The organism is Sorangium sp. So ce836 (genome assembly GCF_028553905.1).
GTDB lineage: Bacteria > Myxococcota_A > Polyangia > Polyangiales > Polyangiaceae > Sorangium > Sorangium cellulosum_D.
Window position 1 is genome coordinate 7,232,709 of the sequence record NZ_CP102233.1, and the last position, 19,300, is coordinate 7,252,008.

At 71.1% G+C, this 19,300-nt stretch carries 3 protein-coding genes; all 3 read right to left on the reverse strand.

The window, feature by feature from the left end; translation table 11 throughout:
* Nucleotides 1-131: 131 nt before the first annotated feature.
* The 3 genes from NQZ70_RS25970 to NQZ70_RS25980 all read right to left on the reverse strand — a co-directional run bounded on the left by NQZ70_RS25970 (nucleotide 132) and on the right by NQZ70_RS25980 (nucleotide 19,278).
* Nucleotides 132-1,064, reverse strand: coding sequence for a methyltransferase (locus NQZ70_RS25970; protein ID WP_165374167.1), 933 nt, complete (start codon nucleotides 1,062-1,064; stop codon nucleotides 132-134).
* 218 nt (nucleotides 1,065-1,282) lie between these two features.
* A complete protein-coding gene (locus tag NQZ70_RS25975) occupies nucleotides 1,283-2,236 on the reverse strand; it encodes a fatty acid desaturase family protein (protein ID WP_129576598.1) in 954 nt (317 codons plus the stop codon).
* Nucleotides 2,233-19,278, reverse strand: a complete 17,046-nt coding sequence (locus NQZ70_RS25980; RefSeq protein WP_408022437.1) for a non-ribosomal peptide synthase/polyketide synthase — start codon at nucleotides 19,276-19,278, stop codon at nucleotides 2,233-2,235. Before NQZ70_RS25980 ends, NQZ70_RS25975 begins: the two co-directional genes overlap by 4 nt.
* Nucleotides 19,279-19,300 lie beyond the last annotated feature (22 nt).

A 19,300-nucleotide genomic window follows, 5' to 3' on the forward strand; every position in this document is an offset into this window, starting at 1 on the left:
ATCGCGATGCGACGAGTCACGCGCCGGGCTGCCATTGGAGAACAGCTAGCATGCGGACTGCCTGAGACAGCATAAAGCCAACACTCCCGATCGTCAAGCCTGTTGCCTCAGAGCGCGCGTGACTGAACGGCTCAGCCGGTGAGTGGCCGGGCACCGACCACCGAGCTGTTGTATCCGAGCAGCGGCATGACGCGGAGATCGACGAAGCCGGCCTCGGCAAGCAGGTCGCGCAGCTGCGAGGGGCGAAACTGACGCGCCTCCATGTCGAGCGCCATCATGAGCGAGAAGTGGGCGGTCCACAGCGGCCCGGGCCTATCCTCGTCGAGCAGCGCCTCTTGCACGAGCACAAGACCACCCGGCTTCAGGCTGGCGTAGGCGCGCCGCGCCAGCTCGAGACAGCGCTCGTCGTTCCAGTCGTGGAAGATGTTGGTGAACAGGACGGCGTCGAAGCCGCCGGGCCACGCGACCTGGAACATGTCGCCGCCGATGCAGCGCACGCGATCGGCCACGCCGTAGCGGTCGGTCAGCTGTCGCGCCAGGTCCACGCTACCCGGCAGCTCGAGCAGCGTGAGCTGCCGGCTGAGGTCGCGGAGCGCGAGCGCGACGCACATCGAGCCGATGCCGCCGGCGACATCGAGGATCGCGCGCCGGCCCGCGAGCAGACCCGAGGCATCGAGCGCGAAGCCGAGCGGAAACGAGAACCGGTGCATGGCCGGTCCCCACAGCGCGGCGTGGTGCGCGCTGCCTTCCGACCACTTCGCCTTGGAGCCGCCGGCGCTACCCGAGCGCAGCGTGTGGAGGAGCGAGCGGCTGATCGACGCGGCGGGCAGCGAGCTGTCGAAGAACGGGCTATCGGGATAGAGGTAGAACCGCGCGGCCTCGGTGAGCGCCAGACCATGGTCGCGGCCCTCGAGGACTCCCGCGGCAGCCAGGAGCTCGACCCACGCGCGCACCGGGCGCTCCACAAAGCCGAAGTGGGCCGCCAGCTCGTCAGCGGTCGTTCCCGGACGGTCGTCGATAAAGCGCAGCATGCCGAGCTCGCGGGCGACGACGATCGCCTGCACCGTGCTGCTCACCGCGGCGTGCTGTTGCAGCACCTCGAGCGGTGCGGGGATCGCCGCCGCGGCGTCCGACACCAACCGCGTGACGGCGTCACGGCTCTGCCGCGCCCAGAACTCGCGCTCGATGCGCTGCCTCCGCCGGCGCTCGGCGAGCCACTGTCGGGTCAGCCGGAACAACCCGAGCGCGAGCAGGGTGACGAACGAGCCGATCGCGAGCGGGATCATGGCGCTGCACCTCTCTGGAACACCGCAGCCGGGGCGCGGTCGAACACCACTTCCAGCAGGGCTCGATGGTAGCCGCGAGTGACATGCGCGTGGCGCTGGAACGGCTCGCTCCGGGCGAGCTCGCGGTGCAGCTCGGGGAGTCGGAAGAAGGGAACACTGGGAAATAGATGGTGTGATAGGTGGTAGCCGGCGTTGCGCGTGACCACGAAGGCGCTGTCGAACAGCGAGGGCACGACATCGCGGGTGAGCAGCACCAGCGGCGTGTCCGAAGGCCGGTTCGCCGTGCCCGGCGGGTAGTGCTCGGCGACCGCGCGCAGCAGGTTGATGAACATTCCCCAGGTCGCGAGCGGCACCATCCAGTAGAGCGCCACGATTCGCAGCGGCCACACCGGCAGGACCACCCCGGCGACCAGCGCGCCCGGGATCGCGATCGCGAGCACGCGCTGCCGCCAGTTGCCACGGATCACCAGCCGGCACAGCGGCACGAGCAGGCGTAGGCCGACCAGCGCGCTCGCGAGCTGGAGCGCCCGACGCCACGGTGGCACGGCGTACCAGCTCAAGAACTCGTCTAGATCGGGGTCGGCCGGGGCGTTGACGTGACGGTGGTGGTCGAAGTGCATCGGACGGTACTCGAACAAGTCGAAGACGATGCTCGGCACGAGCAAGCGCCGCGCGAGGCGGTCATTGCGAGCCCGATCGCGCGTGAGCAGGCCATGCGCGCCGTCGTGGAGCGCAACCGAGAACATCCCGACCTGACGCGCGGCGATGGTGATCACCGCCGCCAAGTAGAGCGGCGGCGACCAGAACCGTTCGCTGATCACGACCGCCGCCACGATCACCGCGTAGTCGAACGCTACCGCGCGGAGGACCCGGGCGGTGTCGGGCCGAGACAGCTCGGCCAGGCGTTGCCGCGAGATCATGCGGTTGCGGTCAAGGCTTGCTTCCATCATTCAGAGATGTTTGGGCCCGCATGGGCTCGTGATTGTTTTTCGGCGCGCAAGGGCCGAGCTTCGACGGCGAGGTGCTCCGCGCTGGCACGCGCCATGTCCTCGGAGATGCGTCGGGCCAGGGCGCGGGCGTGCGGTGGCTGCACCATCGTCATGTGGTCGCCGCCGACCTCCTCGTAGACCACGCGCTGGGCCACCTTCTCCCACCCATCCATCGTCCACACCGGATCACGCTCCGCGGCGAGATAGTGCGTGATCGTGATCGGGAGCGGCGGCGGGACGTAGCGCAGCTTGGCGTGCTTGACGGCATGCGCGACGGTCACGTAGCGCTCGATGACGTCGATCGGCAGGTTGACGGGCAAGAAACCGGTTGCCTGGGCGGTCAGCAGCATGCCGCGCACATCGCCCGCGCGGTCGAGCTCGCCGAGCTTGGCGCGCAGCTCGTCCGGGATGTCGTCGGGGAGCCGATTGAGCACGGTGGCCAGCCACGACGGGTCGATCGGCCCGCTGCTGGGAGCATCGAGGAAGGCGAGGAACTCGACGCGCTCGCCAGCCGAGAGCAGCTGGTGCGCCATCTCGTAGCCGACGTTGCCGCCCAAGCACCAGCCGACGATGCGATAGGGCCCGTGGGCCTGAACCTCGCGGATGGCGCTGACGTACGCGGCCGCCATGGCCTCGATCGTCTCGAGCGGCGTCTCGCCGGAGAGGTAGCCGATGGCCGACAGGCCATAGACTGGCACCTCTGGGTCGATGCCCGGAAGGAGCGCGGTGACGTAGCCGATCTCGCCCGGGCCGGGGTGGATGAAGAACACCGGTCGTTTGGTGCCGGCGCGGCGGAATGGCGTGAGGTTCGAGCGTAGATGCAGCGGCGTCCGGCGCGCGGCCACGGCGCAGAGCTCGAGCAGCGTGGGCGCGGCGAACAGCTCGCGCAGCGCGACCTCCGCATCGACGAGCTCGCGCAGCCGGGCCAGCATCTGCACCGCGAGCAGCGAGTGGCCCCCGAGATCGAAGAAGCTGTCGTGACGTCCGATCCGGTCGACGTTCAGCAGCTCGGCCCACAGCGCCGCCACGCTCTGCTCGATCTCGCCTTGGGGCGGTAGGTAGGCGCGGCTGACGTAGGCCTCGACTTCCGGGATCGGCAGCGCCTTGCGATCCACCTTGCCGTTCGCGCTCAGCGGAAACGCGGCGAGGTGCACGTAGGCCGAGGGGATCATGTACTCCGGCAAAAAGTCGGCGAGGCGCCTGCGGAGCGTGCCGACAGGCACCGGCTGCTCCGCTGTGTAGTAGGCGACCAGCCGGAGGTCGCCGGGCTGATCCTCGCGTGCCAGCACGAGCACCTCCCCGACGCCATCCACCTCGGCCAGCACGGCCTCGATCTCACCAGGTTCGATACGGAAGCCGCGGATCTTCACCTGGTGATCGTTGCGCCCGAGGAACTCGACGCTGCCGTCGGGCAGCCAGCGCCCGAGGTCGCCGGTACGGTACATGCGGTCGCCGGCGCAGTCGCTCCACGGATCGTCGAGGAAGCGCTCCTGGGTGAGCTCCGGGCGATTCAGGTAGCCGCGCCCGACGCCGTCACCACCGATGTAGATCTCGCCGATCACGCCGACCGGCACCGGCTCGCGATAGCGGTCGAGGAGGTAGATTCGCGCGTTGGGGATGGGCCGTCCAATCGGCACGGTCGCGCCATCGACGCGCGAGCAGCGGTGGATCGTCGCGCATACCGCCGCCTCGGTCGGGCCGTACGCGTTGAATAGCCTGACCTGCGCCGACCAGCGCTGCGCCTCGCGCAACGCGATCGCCTCGCCCGCGACGATCAGCGTGGTCGCCGTGAAGTGCTTGGGGTCGCACTGCGCGAGCGCGGACGGCGGCAGCGTGACGTGGGTGATCCCGTGGCGCGCGAGCGTCCTCGACAGCGCCGGGCCGGGCATGAGCTCGTCGCGCGAGACCACGTGCAGGCTCGCGCCGCGGACCAGCGCCATGCCGACCTCCGACACGCTGGCGTCGAAGCTGAATGCCGCGAATTGCAGCACGCGGCTCGTCTCGTCGACGCCGAAGATCGCGCTCTGGGCGGTCACCAGATTGCAAAGCCCGCGGTGCTCGTTCAGCACGCCCTTGGGCTGGCCGGTGGAACCGGAGGTGTAGATGAGGTAGGCGAGGCTCCTCGATCCGATCCCGACCTCGGCCCGGTCGAGCGGGCCGGCCGGCTCGCTGGCCCATGCGGCGTCGCCGCGCGACAGGTCGATCACCGCCCGTGGTCCGACGGCGGCTTTGCCGATGGCGTCGACCAGCACGATCTTGGGTGCGCTGTCGGCCAGCATGTATGCCAGCCGGTCGGGCGGGTACGACGGATCGAGCGGCACGTAGGCACCGCCGGCCTTGAGCGTCGCCAGCAGCGCGACGATCACGTCGGGGCTGCGGTCGATGCAGACCGCCACGCGCGACTCGGCTCGCACGCCGCGGCGGCGCAGGTAGCGGGCGAGTCGATTGGCGCGCTCGTCGAGCTCTTTGTACGAGAGCTGCCCGGAATCCCAGACCAGCGCCGCCGCGTTCGGCGTGCGGGCCACCTGGTCCTCGAACAGCTCGTGGAAGCAGCGGTCATGCGGGTACGGAGCGCGGGTCGCGTTCCAGGTCGTGACCACCTGCGCGCGCTCCGCCGCGTCGAGCAGCGACAGTCGCGCGATGGGCCGTGTGTCGGCGCCGCTGGCCACCGCCGCGCGCAGCGACCGCTCGAGCATCGCGGCGAAGCGCTCCGCCGTGGCGCGCTCGAACAAGGCGGCCGCATAGCTCAGCGTCCCCTCGATCCCGGACTCGGTCTCGTAGAGCGAAAGGCGCAGGTCGAACTGCGACGACGACTGGGGCACCTCGAAGCTCGCCAGATCGAGGCCGTCGAGCGCAAGCGCGCCAGCGGGCGCGTTCTGCCATGCGAACAGGACCTGGAAGATCGGCGAGTGCGAGAGGCTGCGCGGTGGCTTCACCACCTCGACGACTTGATCGAACGACAGATCCTGGTGACGCTGGGTCGCAAGCACCTGGGCCCGCGTCCGCGCGAGCAGCTGGGCGAGCGTCGGATCGCCGGCGAGGTCGATGCGCATCGCCAGGGTGTTGACGAAGAAGCCGATCAGCGGCTCGATTTCGGCCCGGGTCCGGCCCGCGACCGGGGTGCCGATCACCACGTCGTCTTGACCGGCGAGCCGCCCCAGCGTCACGGCCCAGCTCGCCAGGATGGTCATGTACAGGGTCACGCCGTGGCGCCGGCCGAGCGCCCGGAGCTGATCGGCGAGCTCGACGGGCAGCCGCACGGCAACGGTGTCGCCACCGTGGTCCTGCTGGGCCGGGCGAGGTCGATCGGTCGGCAGCGCGAGCAGCGTCGGCGCGCCGGCGAGGTTGCGGCGCCAGAACTCGACCTGGTTTTCCAGCTCGCCGCGCTCCAGCCAACGGCGCTGCCAGGCGGCGTAGTCGGCGTACTGGACCGAAAGGGCGGGCATGGGGTCGGGCGCACCCTTGCGGTGCGCGTTGTACAGGGCGCTGAGCTCGTCGAGCAGCACGCCCATCGACCAACCATCCGACACGATGTGGTGCGTCACGATGTGCAGCACGTGCTCGTCGTCAGCAACGCGCATGAGCATCGCCCGCACCGGCAGATCGCGCTCGAGGTCGAACCGCGCCGCGGTGTGCGCGCTCGCGAGCTGCAGCGTCGTGGCGTCGAGGTCACGCCGCCCGCGTAGATCGCGCGCAACCACGACCAGCTCGGCCTCGGCCTCGGGCCGCACGATCTGCATGGGCTCCCCGTCGACGACGCGGAAGCAGGTGCGCAGCGCCTCGTGACGCTTGACGATCCGCGCAAGCGCCCAGGCGAGCGCCTCGCGATCGAGCGGACCGCGCAGCCGGATGCCGCCCTGGAGGTGGTGCGCCTGGCGGCCTTCGGACAGCCGGTCGAGGATCCACAGGCGCTTCTGCGCCAGCGAGAGCGGCAGCGGTCTGCCACGCTCGATCGGCGTGATCGCGTCGACCTGCGAGCGGGCAGCGTCGCTCAGCCGCTCGGCCAACGCGCTCAGTCGCGGGTGCTCGAAGACGTGGGCGAGCGGGACCTCGATGTCGAGCATCCGGCGAAGCCGTGACACCATCTGCACGGCGAGCAGGGAGTGGCCGCCGAGCTCGAAGAAGTTGTCGTGGCGGGTCACGTCCGGCACCTGGAGCAGATCGGCCCAGAGCCCCGCGAGCATCTGCTCGATCTGGCCGCGCGGCGCCTCGTCGTGACGCCGCACCGGCGAGCTGGTCTCCGGGGCGGGCAGCGCCTTGCGATCGACTTTGCCGTTCGCGGTGAGCGGCATCGCCGAAAGGTGCACGAAGGCCGCCGGCATCATGTAGGCAGGGAGGCTCGCGGCGGCATGCTGCCGGAGGGCGTCGGTGCGGGAGGCCTGCGCCGTGTAATAGGCGACCAGGCGCGCGTCGCCCGGTACGTCCTCGCGCGCCACCACGACGACCTCACGGACATCGTCGACCTCGGCCAGCCGCGCCTCGATCTCGCCGAGCTCGATGCGGAAGCCGCGCAGCTTGACCTGGAAATCGTTGCGCCCGAGGTACTCGAGATTGCCGTCCGGGAGCCAGCGGACGAGGTCGCCAGTGCGGTACAGGCGTCCATCCGGCGTAAACGGATCGGACACGAAGCGCTCTGCGGTCAGCTCCTCGCGATGGAGGTAGCCGCGCGCCACGCCATCGCCGCCGATATACAGCTCACCGGGTACGCCGATGGGCACGGGGCGGCGCTGCGCGTCGAGCACGTAGACCTGTGTGTTGGCGATCGGTCGGCCGATGTGCGGAACCGGCTCGGTGAGGCGGCTCAGGGTCGACCAGATGGTCGTCTCGGTCGGACCGTACAGGTTCCACAGCTCTGGCACGCCACCGAGGAGCTCCGCCGCCAGGCTCGGCGGCAACGCCTCACCGCCGCACAACACCTTGAGCGAGCGGCACCGCGCAGGCCAGCTGTGCTGCGCGAGCATGCGCCAGGTCGAGGGCGTCGCTTGCAGGATCGATACGTTGTGGGCCTCGATCAGCGCATGCAGCGCCACCGGGTCACCAGCCTGCTCGCGGGTGGCGATCACCACGGTCGCGCCGCACGACAGCGGCAGGTACAGCTCGAGCCCGGCGATGTCGAACGACAGCGAGGTCACGCCGAGCAGCACGTCCTCGGCGGTGATGCCGGGAGCGTCCCGCATGGTGGTCAGGAAGTTGACGATGCTGCGGTGCTCGACCATCACGCCCTTGGGCTGGCCGGTCGATCCGGACGTGTAGATGACGTACGCGAGGTGGCGCGATGTCAGCTCGGCGCGCTCCGGGCGACTGCTGGGATACCCGTCGAGCGCGCCCGGCGCGTCGAGCAGCACGAGCGCCGCGGAGGTGGCCGGCAGGCTCGCCGCGATCGCGGTTTGGCTGACGAGCTGGCTCGGCCGGGCGTCGGCGAGCATGGTCGCGAGCCGCTCGCGCGGATAGCTCGGATCGAGCGGGACGTAGGCCCCGCCCGCCTTCAGCGTTCCGAGCACCGCCACGACCAGATCGATGCCGCGGTCGACAGCCACGCCGACCAGGCCGTCCGGGCCCACGCCGCGGACGCGGAGCAGGTGGGCGAGCCGGTTCGCGCGCTCGTCGAGCTCGCGGTAGGTCGCGCGGGCCTCGCCCGCGATCACCGCGATCGCGTCCGGCGTTCGCCGCGCCTGGGCCTCGAACAGCTCGTGCACGCACAGATCATGTCGGTAGTCCCGTGCCGTCGCATTCCAGGCAGCGACGACCTGCACGCGCTCCGCCGCCGGCAGCACGTCGAGCTCGCGCACGGCCGCGCCGCCTCCGTGCTCGAGCGCGCGCACGACCGCCTCCACGGCCGTGCGCATGAAGGCGCAGACGCGCGCGGGCTCGATCGGCTCGCACACGTGAGCGGTGAGCGCGAAGCCCTCGCCGAGATCATCCACCGACATGACGAGCGGGTAGTTGGTTCGCTCCTCGGCGGACAGCAGCTCGATGCGTTCTTCGCTCGCATCGCCCGCCGTCGGCGTCTCTGGCGCGGCATCCTCGATCGTGTAGCGATAGTTGAGGAGCGACGTGAATAGCGGCGCCTCCGCCGGCACGGCGCTCGCCCGCTGCGCCAGCACGAGTGGGGCGTGCTCATGGCGGAGCAGGTCGACGAGCAGCGCGTGGGTCGCGGTCACGCTCTCGGCTACGCCGCGCTCGCCGACGCCGAGCCGCACCGGCAGCGTGTTCATGAACAGGCCCAGGCCGCGATCGGCGTGGGCGCCGCCCTGCATTCGGCCGAACAGCACGGTGCCGAACACCACCTGCTCGCGGCCGGTCGTCCGGGCCAGCACCATGGCCCACGCCAGGTGCATGAGGCTCGCGGGGCTGACCCGGAGCCGCCGCGCCTCGCGTCGGATGGCCAGGGCGAGCTCGGCCGGCAGGAGCTCGTGCGCCTCGCCGATGCCCCGGCCATCACCGCGCACATCGACGAGTCCGAAGGGCGCGGTCGGTTCGTCGATGTCGCCCAGCATCTTCGCAAAGAACGCACGGTGCTCGTCCTGGCTGACGCCCAGGCGCGCCTGGGCCACGAACGTGCGGAACGGCACCGGTGGCGGCAGGCGGTCGGCCTCGCCGCGCAAGAAGGCCTTCGCCTCGTGGACGAGCAGATCGAGGGTCGTGTGATCGACCACGAGGTGATGCGACAGCACGCTCATCACCCAGCGGCCGTTCGCCTCGTCGCTCGCAATGTGGCAGCGCAAGAGCGGTGCCCGGCTGATGTCGAGCCGCACGCGCCGCGGATCGCAGCGCGCGGCGAGCTGGGTCGCGATGTCGCCCTCGCGCGGATCGAGCACGACGAGCTCGACCGGCAGCTTCGCCTGCCGGCGCACGACCTGGACGGGCTGATCGAGCCCGCGCCAAGCGATGCCGGTGCGCAGGATGTCGTGGCGAGCGATCACGTGATCGAGCGCGGCGACGAAGCGATCGAGCCCGGCTCGGGTCGGGAACGCGAGCAGGTGCGATTCGACGTACGCATCGCTGCTGTCGTCGAGCAGGTGGTGGAACAGCATGCCCTCCTGGAGCGGCGCGAGCGGGTAGATATCGGCCACGTTGGCCGCGCCGCCGTCGACGCCCGCGACGATGCTGTCGATCGCCTCCTGATCGAGGCGGACCAGGGTCAGCATCTCCGGGGTGATGCGCGTCGCCCCGGGGGTGACGAGGTTGTCCGGCAGCGCGACCTCCTGGCTCTCGGTGCCGGCCCGCTGGGCGAGCTCGGCCAGGCTCGACGCCCGGAACACCGCGCGCACGTCGGCGTGCAGCCGCTCGGCGCGCATGCGCTCGATGAGGCTCACGGCCAAGAGCGAGTGTCCGCCGAGCTCGAAGAAGTTGTCGTTGCGCCCGACCTGCTCGAGCTTGAGCAGCTCGGCCCAGATCCGGGCCAGCCGCTCCTCCTTCTCGCCGCGCGGCGCCTCGTAGGCGCGGGTCGAGGTCTGCCCGTCCGGCGCCGGCAGCGCCGCGCGATCGATCTTGCCGTTGGCCGTGAGCGGCAGCGCCTCAAGGTGCACGAACGCCGACGGCACCATGTAGGACGGCAGACGATCGCTCGCGTGCTGCCGCAGCGCCTCCGGCGACACCGGCGCGCCCGTGAGGTAGGCGACGAGGCGAAGGTCGCCCGGCGCGTCCTCGCGCGCAACCACCACCACCTCGTCGACGCCGTCCTGTGCGCGCAGCGTGGTCTCGATCTCGCCGAGCTCGACGCGGTAGCCGCGGATCTTGACCTGGTGATCGTTGCGCCCGAGGTATTCGATGGTGCCGTCGGGACGCCAGCGCGCGACGTCGCCGGTGCGGTACATCCGCGCGTCGGGCTCGGCGGCGAATGGATCTGGCAGGAACCGCTCGCGGGTCAGCTCCGGGCGGTTGACGTAGCCGCGCGCCACGCCCACGCCGCCGACGTGGAGCTCGCCGGCTACGCCGACCGGTACGGGCTCGCCCCGGGCATCGAGGATGTAGATGCGCGCGTTGGTGATGGGCCGTCCGAGCGGCACCGACGCGGGCAGCGGATCGGTGACCTCCTGGGCGGTGCAGGCGACCGAGATCTCCGTCGGTCCGTAGTTGTTGAAGATTCGCATGTCGGGCGCGTGCTCGCGCCACCAGCGCAGCGCTGCGCCGCGCAGCGGCTCGCCGCCCAGCACGAGCGTGCGGATCCGGCCAGCCAGCGCCTCCGCCGGGATCACCTGCTGCAGCAGCGCCAGGTGCGACGGTGTCAGCTTGAGCGGCGCGAGGTTGGAGCACGAAAGGAGCTGGCGACGCCACGCCTCCACGTCGTTGCCCGGTGTGCCGAGGCGCACGGTCTTGCCGCACAAGAGCGGCGGGTAGAGCCCGGTGAGCGCGAGGTCGAAGCTGAGCGAGGTGAGGATGAGGGAGCCATCGCCGCTGGCCAGATCCTGCTGCCGGATCATGTGGGCCGTGTAGTTCACGATCCCGCGGTGCTCGACCATGACCCCCTTGGGCCGCCCGGTCGATCCGGACGTGAACATGACGTACGCCAGGTGCCGGGGGGTCAGCCCGAGGGCGCGCAGGTCGAGCTCGTCAGCGTCGGCCGAGCGGTCGACATCCTCGACGGGCTCGCCGCCCGGAGCGAGCAGGACGACGTCCGCCTGCGCGGCGGGCAAGCGCGCCTGCCACGCCGCCTCGGTCAGCACCACGCGCGGCGCGGCCTCCTCGAGCATCTCCGCGAGCCACGCGGCGGGGTGGTGCGGATCCACCGGGATGTACGCGCCGCCGGCCTTGAGCACCCCGAGGAATCCGACCACCATCGCGATGCCGCGCTCGGCGCAGACCGCGACGAGCACGTCGGGACCGACGCCGCGGGCGCGCAGCGATCGCGCGAGCCGGCTGGCCCGCGCGTCGAGCTCGGCGAAGCTCAGCGACTGATCGCCCGCGACGAGCGCCGTCGCGTCCGGCGTGCGCCGCGCTTGATCCTCGAACAACTCGTGCAGGCACTGCGCGCGCGGATAGTCCCCGGCGGTGTCGTTCCATTCGACCAGGATCTGCCGGCGCTGCGCCTCGCTCAGCACCGGAAGCTCCGCGACACGACGGTCGTCGCCAGCCGCCATGGCCTCGAGCAAGGTCGTCCAGTGCGCCACGATGCGCTCCACCGTGGCGCGCTCGAACAGCGCCGTCGCGTAGACCAAAGAGCCGGTGATCCCGGCGTCGCCCTCCTCGAGGGTCAGCGACAGGTCGAACCGGGCCGTCGCCGCTGGCCGCGCGACGCTCGACAGCTGCAGGCCGGGTAGATCGAGCCCGCCGGGCTGCGCGGAATGGTAGTCGAACATGACCTGGAACAGGGGCGAATGCGCGAGGCTGCGCGGCGGCTTGACCGCCTCGACCACCTGGTCGAACGGCAGGTCCTGGTGGTCCTGCGCGGCTAGGACCTGCGCGCGGGTGCGCGCGAGCAGTTGGGCCACCGTCGGTTCGCCGCGCAGGTCGATGCGCAGGGCGAGCGTGTTGACGAAGAAGCCGATCAGCGGCTCGATCTCCGTCCGGCTGCGGCCGGCGACCGGGCTGCCGATCACCACGTCTTCTTGGTTCGCGAGCCGGCCGAGCGTCGCGGCCCAGCTGGCGAGCAGCGCCATGTACGGCGTCACGCCGTGGCGCCGGCACAGCGCATACAGCTGATGGCTCAGGGCGGCGCCGAGCTGAACATCGACGTTGGCTCCCGCGTGACTGCGCTCGACCCGCGGCTGGTCGGTCGGTAGCCCGAGCAGCGCCGGCGCGCCGGCCAGGTTGCGGCGCCAGAACTCGGCCTGGGCCTCGAGCTCGCCCGCGGCGAGCCAGCGACGCTGCCAGACTGCGTGGTCGACGTACTGGATCGCCAGCGGCGGAAGCGGATCGGCCTCGCCGCGAGCCAGGGCGCGATAGAGCGCGCTCAGCTCGCCGAGCAGGATCCCCATGGACCAGCCGTCGGCGGCGATGTGATGCATCACCAGATGCAGGACGTGGTCGTCGGCGGACAGCCGCACGAGCAGCGCGCGCACCGGCAGATCGCGCTCGAGATCGAACACCGCGGACTCGTGCGCGCTGCACATCGCCAGGGCCGCGGCCTCGCGGTCGGGGTAGGCCTCGGCGGCGAGCTCGCGCTCCTGCCAGGGGAGCACCGCATCGCGTCGCACCACCTGCCTCGGCTGTCCGTCGATCCGCTCGAACGTGGTACGCAGCGCCTCGTGGCGCTCGACGATCCGCTGCAGCGACCGGCGCAGCACCTCGCGGTCGAGCGCGCCACGCAGGCGTACTGCGCCGCCGATGTGATAGGCGTCGCTCGCGCCGTCGAGCCGGGTCAAGAACCACAGCCGCTGCTGCGCCAGCGAGAGCGGCTGGGGCTCTCGGCGCTCGTCGTCGGTCAGCGGCAGGAACGCGGGTAACCGCGAGGTCGCCGCTTCGTTCAGGTGCTCCGCGAGCCGGGCGAGCTCGGGGTACTCGAACACGACGGCGAGCGAGATCTCGATGTCGAGCGCACGGCGCACCCTGGACACCAGCTGTACGGCGAGCAGCGAGTGACCGCCCAGCGCGAAGAAGTCGTCACGGCGCCCCACGCGCTCGACCTTGAGCAGCTCCGACCACAGGTCCGCGAGCAGCACCTCGATCCGTCCGCGCGGCCCCTCGTACGCACGCCGCACGTACGAACCCGCTTCCGGAGCCGGCAGCGCCTTGCGATCGAGCTTGCCGTTGCCCGTGAGCGGCAGCGCCTCCAGGTGAAGATAGGCGGCCGGGACCATGTACGGCGGCAGCGACTGCGCGGCGTGCCGCCGGAGCAGCTCGGCGTCCGGCGCGGATCCGCCGCTGGCCGTGAAATACGCGACGAGGCGCTTGTCGCCCGGCTCGTCCTCGCGCGCGACGACGACCACGTCGCGCACGCCCTCGACGCGCGACAGGCTCGCCTCGATTTCGCCGAGCTCGATGCGGAAGCCGCGGATCTTGACCTGGAAGTCGTTGCGGCCCAGGTACTCGACGCTGCCGTCGGGCAGCCGGCGCGCCAGGTCGCCGGTGCGGTACAGCCGGCCGCCGCCGGGGAACGGGTTTTCGAGGAAACGCTCGGCGGTGAGCTCGGGCTGGCCCAGATAGCCGCGCGCCACGCCGGCGCCGCCGACGTAGAGCTCGCCGGTCACGCCGACCGGCACCGGCTGGCGATGTCCGTCGAGGATGTGCAGCTGCAGATCGGGAATGCGCACGCCGATCGGGCTCGGTCCCGGCCGAGCCGCGTCCTCGGCCTCGAGCGGGCGGTACGTCACGTGTACGGTGGTCTCCGTGATCCCGTACATGTTGACGAGCCGCGGGCCGTGCTCGTGGCGCGCATACCACGGCCGCAGCGTGTGCAGCTCGAGCGCCTCACCGCCGAAGATGATGGTACGCAGCCGGTTCGCGCGCCCGCACTCCGCCTCGGCCGCCATGAGCTGCTGGAAGGCGCTCGGCGTCTGGTTGAGCACGGTCACACCCTCGTCGCAGATCAGCTCGACCATGTCGCGGGGCGAGCGGGCAACCGCCGCCGGCACGATGACCAGCCGGCCGCCGTACAGGAGCGCACCCCAGATCTCCCACACCGAGAAGTCGAACGAGAACGAGTGGAACAGCGTCCACACGTCGTGATCATCGAAGTGAAACCACGCCTCGGTGGCGTCGAACAGACGCACGACCTGGGCGTGCTCGACCATGACGCCCTTGGGCCTTCCGGTCGATCCCGACGTGTAGATGACGTACGCGAGGTGGTTCGGCGCCACGCCGGTGGAGCCAGGCTCGAGGTCACTGTCGGGCGCATCAGCCCAGGCCGCGGCGTCACGGTCGAGGTCGATCACGTGCGTGGGGCCCGGCGTGAACGCCCCCAGCGCCTCGCGCCCCACCGCGTCGACCAGCAGCACGGCTGGCGCGCAGTCGGCCAGCGTGGCGCCGAGCCGCTCGGACGCGTACGCCGGATCGAGCGGCACGTAGGCGCCGCCGGCCTTGAGCGTGGCGAGGAGGGCGGTGACCATGTCGAGGCCGCGATCGACGCAGATCGCGACCAGGCGGTCCGCCCCGATCCCCAGCGCCCGCAGGTGATGGGCGAGCCGGTTCGCACGTTCGTTCAGCGCGCGATAGGTGAGCCGCGCCGGGCCGTGCGCCAGGGCGATGGCGTCGGGCCTCTGCCGGACCTGCGCCTCGAATCGCTCGTGGAGACAGTCCAGCGCCGGCACCTCGGCCATCGTGTTCCAGTCGACGAGCAGCGCGTGGCGCTCGCGCTCGGACAGGAGCGGCAGTGTGCTGACCGGCTGCTCTTCATCGGCGAGCATGGCCTCGAGCAGCGTGAGCCACTGGCCGCGGATGCGCTCTGCGGTCTCGTGATCGAAGAGCGCTGTCGCATAGCTCAGATCACCGGTGATGCCCGCGGGGCCTTCGTGCAGCGTCAGCGTCAAGTCCAGCTGAGCGGTCGGCTGCGCCACGCGCAGCTCCGAGAGCTCGAGGCCCGGCATCTCGAGCGTTGCGTCGGCGGTGTTCTGCCAGGCGAACATCACCTGAAAGAGCGGCGGGTGCGCGAGGCTGCGCGGCGGGTTCACGGCCTCGACGATCTGGTCGAAAGGCAGGTCCTGGTGAGCCTGCCCAGCCAGCACCCGATCGCGGGTGCGCGCCACGAGCTCCCGTACCGTGGGGTCGCCGTTCAGGTCGATGTGCAGGGGAAGGGTGTTGACGAAGAAGCCGATCAGAGGCTCGACCTCGGTCCGATTGCGGCCCGCGACCGGGCTGCCGATCACGACGTCGGTCTGGCCGGACAGCCGGCCCAGCAGCGCCGCCCAGCTGGAGAGCAGCAGCACGTAGGGCGTCACGCCGTGGTGCTGCGCCGCCGCCTGGATCCGCGCCGTCAGCGCGGCGTCGAGCGCGAGGTCGACCGCGGCGCCTGCGTGATCCTGCCGCGCGGGGCGCTGCCGGTCGATGGGCAGCTCCAGGAGGGCCGGCGCGCCCTGCAGACTCTCGCGCCAGTACGCTGCATGCGCCTCGAGCTCGCCGTGGCCGAGCCAGCGTCGCTGCCAGGCCGCGTAGTCGGCGTACTGGATCGCGAGCGGAGGCAGCGGGTCGGGTTGCCCGGCGAGGAACGCGCGATAGAGCCGGGTCAGCTCGTCCACGAACACGCCGATCGACCAGCCGTCGGAGGCGATGTGGTGCATGACCACGTGCAACACGTGCTCGTGCTCGGCTCGCTGCACGAGCAGCACACGCAGCGGGATTTCGCGGGTGAGATCGAACGCGCGGGCCGTGTTCGACTCGATCAACCGGCGTGTGGCGGCCTCGGGGTCCCTTTCGCCGCGGAGGTCTTGCTCGTCGAGGACCAGCCCGGCGTCCTGGACGATTTGCGCCGGCTCGCCGTCGAGCTCCTGGAAGCAGGTGCGCAGGGCCTCGTGGCGCTCGACGATGCGCTGGAGCGCGCGGCGGAGGACGTCGCGGGCGAGCACGCCGCGGAGCCCGACCACGCCGCTGATGTGATAGGCCTCGCTCGCGCCGCGCATCTGGCTCAAGAACCAGAGTCGCCGCTGGGCCAGCGACAGCGGCTGCGGCCCGCTGCGCAGCGCGACGGGGATCGCGTGCTGGGCCGCGCGCGCGGCGCGGCTGACGGCCTCGGCGAGCGCGGCGAGCTCCGGGCGCAAGAACACGTCGCTCAGCGCGAGCTCGACACCCAAGACCTTGCGGACGCGAGAGACCAGCCGCACTGCCGCGAGCGAGTGACCGCCGAGCGCGAAGAAGCTGTCGCGCCGGCCCACGCGCTCGACCTGCAGCAGCTCGGCCCAGATCCCGGCGAGCGCCTGCTCGATGCGCCCCGTCGGCTGCTCGTAGCCCTGACGCCCGAAGTCCTCGACGTCTGGCGCCGGCAGCGCCTTGCGGTCGAGCTTGCCGTTGGGGGTGAGCGGCAGCGCTGGGAGCCGCACGTAGGCGGCCGGCAGCATGTATTCGGGTAGGCCCCGTGCGGCGTGCTCACGCAGCGCGCGCGCATCCGGCGCGTGCTCGCCCGTGTAATACGCGACCAGCCGCCGCTCTCCCGGCGCGCTCTCGCCCACCGGCTGCGCGACGACCACCACCTCCGCGACGCCTGGCGCACCCGCCAGCCGCGCCTCGATCTCCCCAAGCTCGATCCGGAAGCCGCGAATCTTCACCTGGAAGTCGTTGCGTCCCAGGTATTCGATGCTCCCGTCGGGCAGCCACCGACCCAGATCGCCCGTCCGGTACAGACGCCCCGTTCCCGTGAACGGGTCATCCACGAAGCGCTCCGCCGTGAGCTCCGGCTGCCCGAGGTAGCCGCGCGCCACCCCCGCGCCTCCGACGTACAGCTCGCCCGTCACCCCCACCGCCACCGGCTGCCTCTGCTCGTCCAGCACGTACAGCCGCAAGTCGGGCAGCTTCACCCCGATCGGGCTCGGACCAGGCCGTGCCGCGTCCCGAGCCGCCAGCGCACGGTAGGTCACGTGCACCGTCGTCTCGGTGATGCCGTACATGTTCACGAGCCTCGTCGCTTGCTCGTCGTTGCGCTCGTACCAGGGCTTGAGCGTCCGCAGCTCCAGCGCCTCCCCACCGAAGATCACCCAGCGCAGCTGGTGCACCATCGGCGTCTGCGCCTGCGCCGCCATCAGCTGCTGGAACGCGCTCGGCGTCTGGTTCAGGACCGTCACCCCTTCGGCGCACAGCAATTCATAAAACTCGGCCGGCGAGCGCGCGGTCGTCAGCGGCACCACCACCAGCCGCCCGCCGTACGAAAGCGCGCCCCACAGCTCCCACACCGAGAAGTCGAATCCGATCGAGTGGAACAGGCTCCACACGTCCCGCTCGTCGAACCCGAACCACGCCTCGGTGCATGCGAACAACCGCGACACCTGCGCGTGCTCGACCATCACCCCCTTGGGCCGCCCCGTCGAACCCGACGTGTAGATCACGTACGCAAGGTGGCTCGGCAAAACTTCCACCCCAGGATCGTGCTCGTCCGCCTCCGCCCACTGCGCCGCGTCTCGCTCGACATCGACCCACCGCGCCGACCGCGACACTGGCTCACCCAGCGCCCCCCGCCCCGTCGCGTCCACCAGCACCACCGAAGGGTCGCTGTCGGTCAGCGTCGTCACCAGCCGCTCCGAGGCGTATGCCGGATCGAGCGGCACGTAGGCTCCGCCCGCCTTGAGGACCGCAAGAATCGCGGTCACCAGGCCCACCCCGCGCTCAAGGCAGATCGCCACCCGCTGCTCCGGCCCAACCCCCACCCCGCGCAGGTGATGCGCCAGACGGTTCGCCGCCGCGTTCAGCGCGCCGTAGCTCACGCGCTCCGCTCCGTGCACCAGCGCGATCGCATCGGGGTTTCGCCGCGCATGCGCCTCGAACTGCTCGTGCACGCACCCTCGGCTCGCCGACGCTCGCGTCTGGTTCCACCTCTCCACCACGTCCCGGCGCTCCGCCTCCGGCAGCACGTCGACGAGGCGGAGCGGCGTACGGTGTTCGAGGGCGTCCACCAGGCGCTCCAGCGCGGTCTGCATGAACGCGCATACCCGTTCGGGCAGAACGCGCTTGCTGACCAGCGCGGTCAGCGCGAAGTCGTGGCCCAGGTCGTCGACCGACAGCGTCAACGGGTAGTTGGTGCGCTCGTGGCTGGCGAGGACCTCGACGCCGTCGCTGCGGCCGCCGCTGTTCTTGGCCTCGACGTTGTAGCGATAGTTGAGCAGCGACGTGAACAGGGGCGCCGGCGCCGCGACCCCGCTCGCGCGCATCGCGAGCGACAGCGGCGCGTGCTCGTGGCGCATGAGGTCCACCAGCAGGGCATGGACGGTCTTCGCCGCCTGCACGACATCCTCGTCGCCGACGCTGACCCGCACCGGCAGCGTGTTCATGAGCAGGCCGAGCATGCGGCCTGCGTCGACGCCCGCCTGCATGCGACCGAACAGCACGGTGCCGAACACCACGTCCTTGCGGCCGGTCGTCCGCGCCGCGACCAGGGCCCAGGCCAGGTGGACGAGGCTCGCCGGGCTCACGCCGAGACGGCGCGCCGACGCGCGAATCGCGCTGGCCAGCGCGCGCGGCAGCTGGACGGTCGCCTCCGCCACGGCGCTGCCGTCGCCTTTCTCGTCGAGCAGGCCGAACGGTGCGGTGGTCTCGTCGATGTCGCCGAGCAGCTTCGTGAAGAACGCCGCATGCTCCTGCTCGCTCACGCCGAGCCGAGCTTCCGCGACGAACGCACGGAACGGCGCCGGCGCCGGCAGCTCGGCGCCGCGGCCCTGCTCGATGGCCCAGGTCTCCGCGACGAGCAGCTCCAGCGCGAGGTGGTCGATCGCAATGTGATGGAAGACGACGCTCAGCAGCCAGCGGCCCGTGGACACATCGTGCGCGGCGTAGCAGCGCAGCAGCGGCGCGCGTCCGAGGTCCAGCCGGAGATGCTGGGCGCCGCAGCGCAGCTCGAGCTCCCGGGCGACGTCGCTGCAGGCCGGGTCGACATCGAGGATCTCGACGGGGAGCGCAGCGCGCCGCTGCACCACCTGGACTGGCGACTCGAGCCCATCCCACGCGATGCTGGTGCGGAGGACGTCGTGGCGCGCGACCACCTGCTCGAGCGCGTCGGTGAAGCGATCCATGCGCGCCCGCGACGGGAAGGCCATGACGTAGCCCTCGGTGTAGGCGTCGCCATCGGGGCTCCACAGGTGGTGGAACAGCATGCCCTCCTGGAGGGGCGTGAGCGGGTAGATGTCCTGCACGTTGGGTGCGCCACCGGGCACGCGCGAGACGATCACGTCAATCGCAGCCTGGTCCAGGCTCACCAGCGTGAGCATCTCGGGGGTGATCCGCGCGGCGGCGTCGGGAATCAGGTTGGGTGGCACGGCGGCGCGCGCGCCGGCGCCAATCGTGTGCCCGGCTCGGAGGAGCTCGACCAGGGCCTGCTTGTGCTGGCGCACCGATGCGACGAGCTCGCGATCGGCGAGCGCCGACTCGTTGCCTCGCAACGATAGCCCGTCGCCGACGAGTGTCAGCGAGAGGCCCTTGGTCTCGAGCATGGTCAAGAGCTGGTTCAGAGTC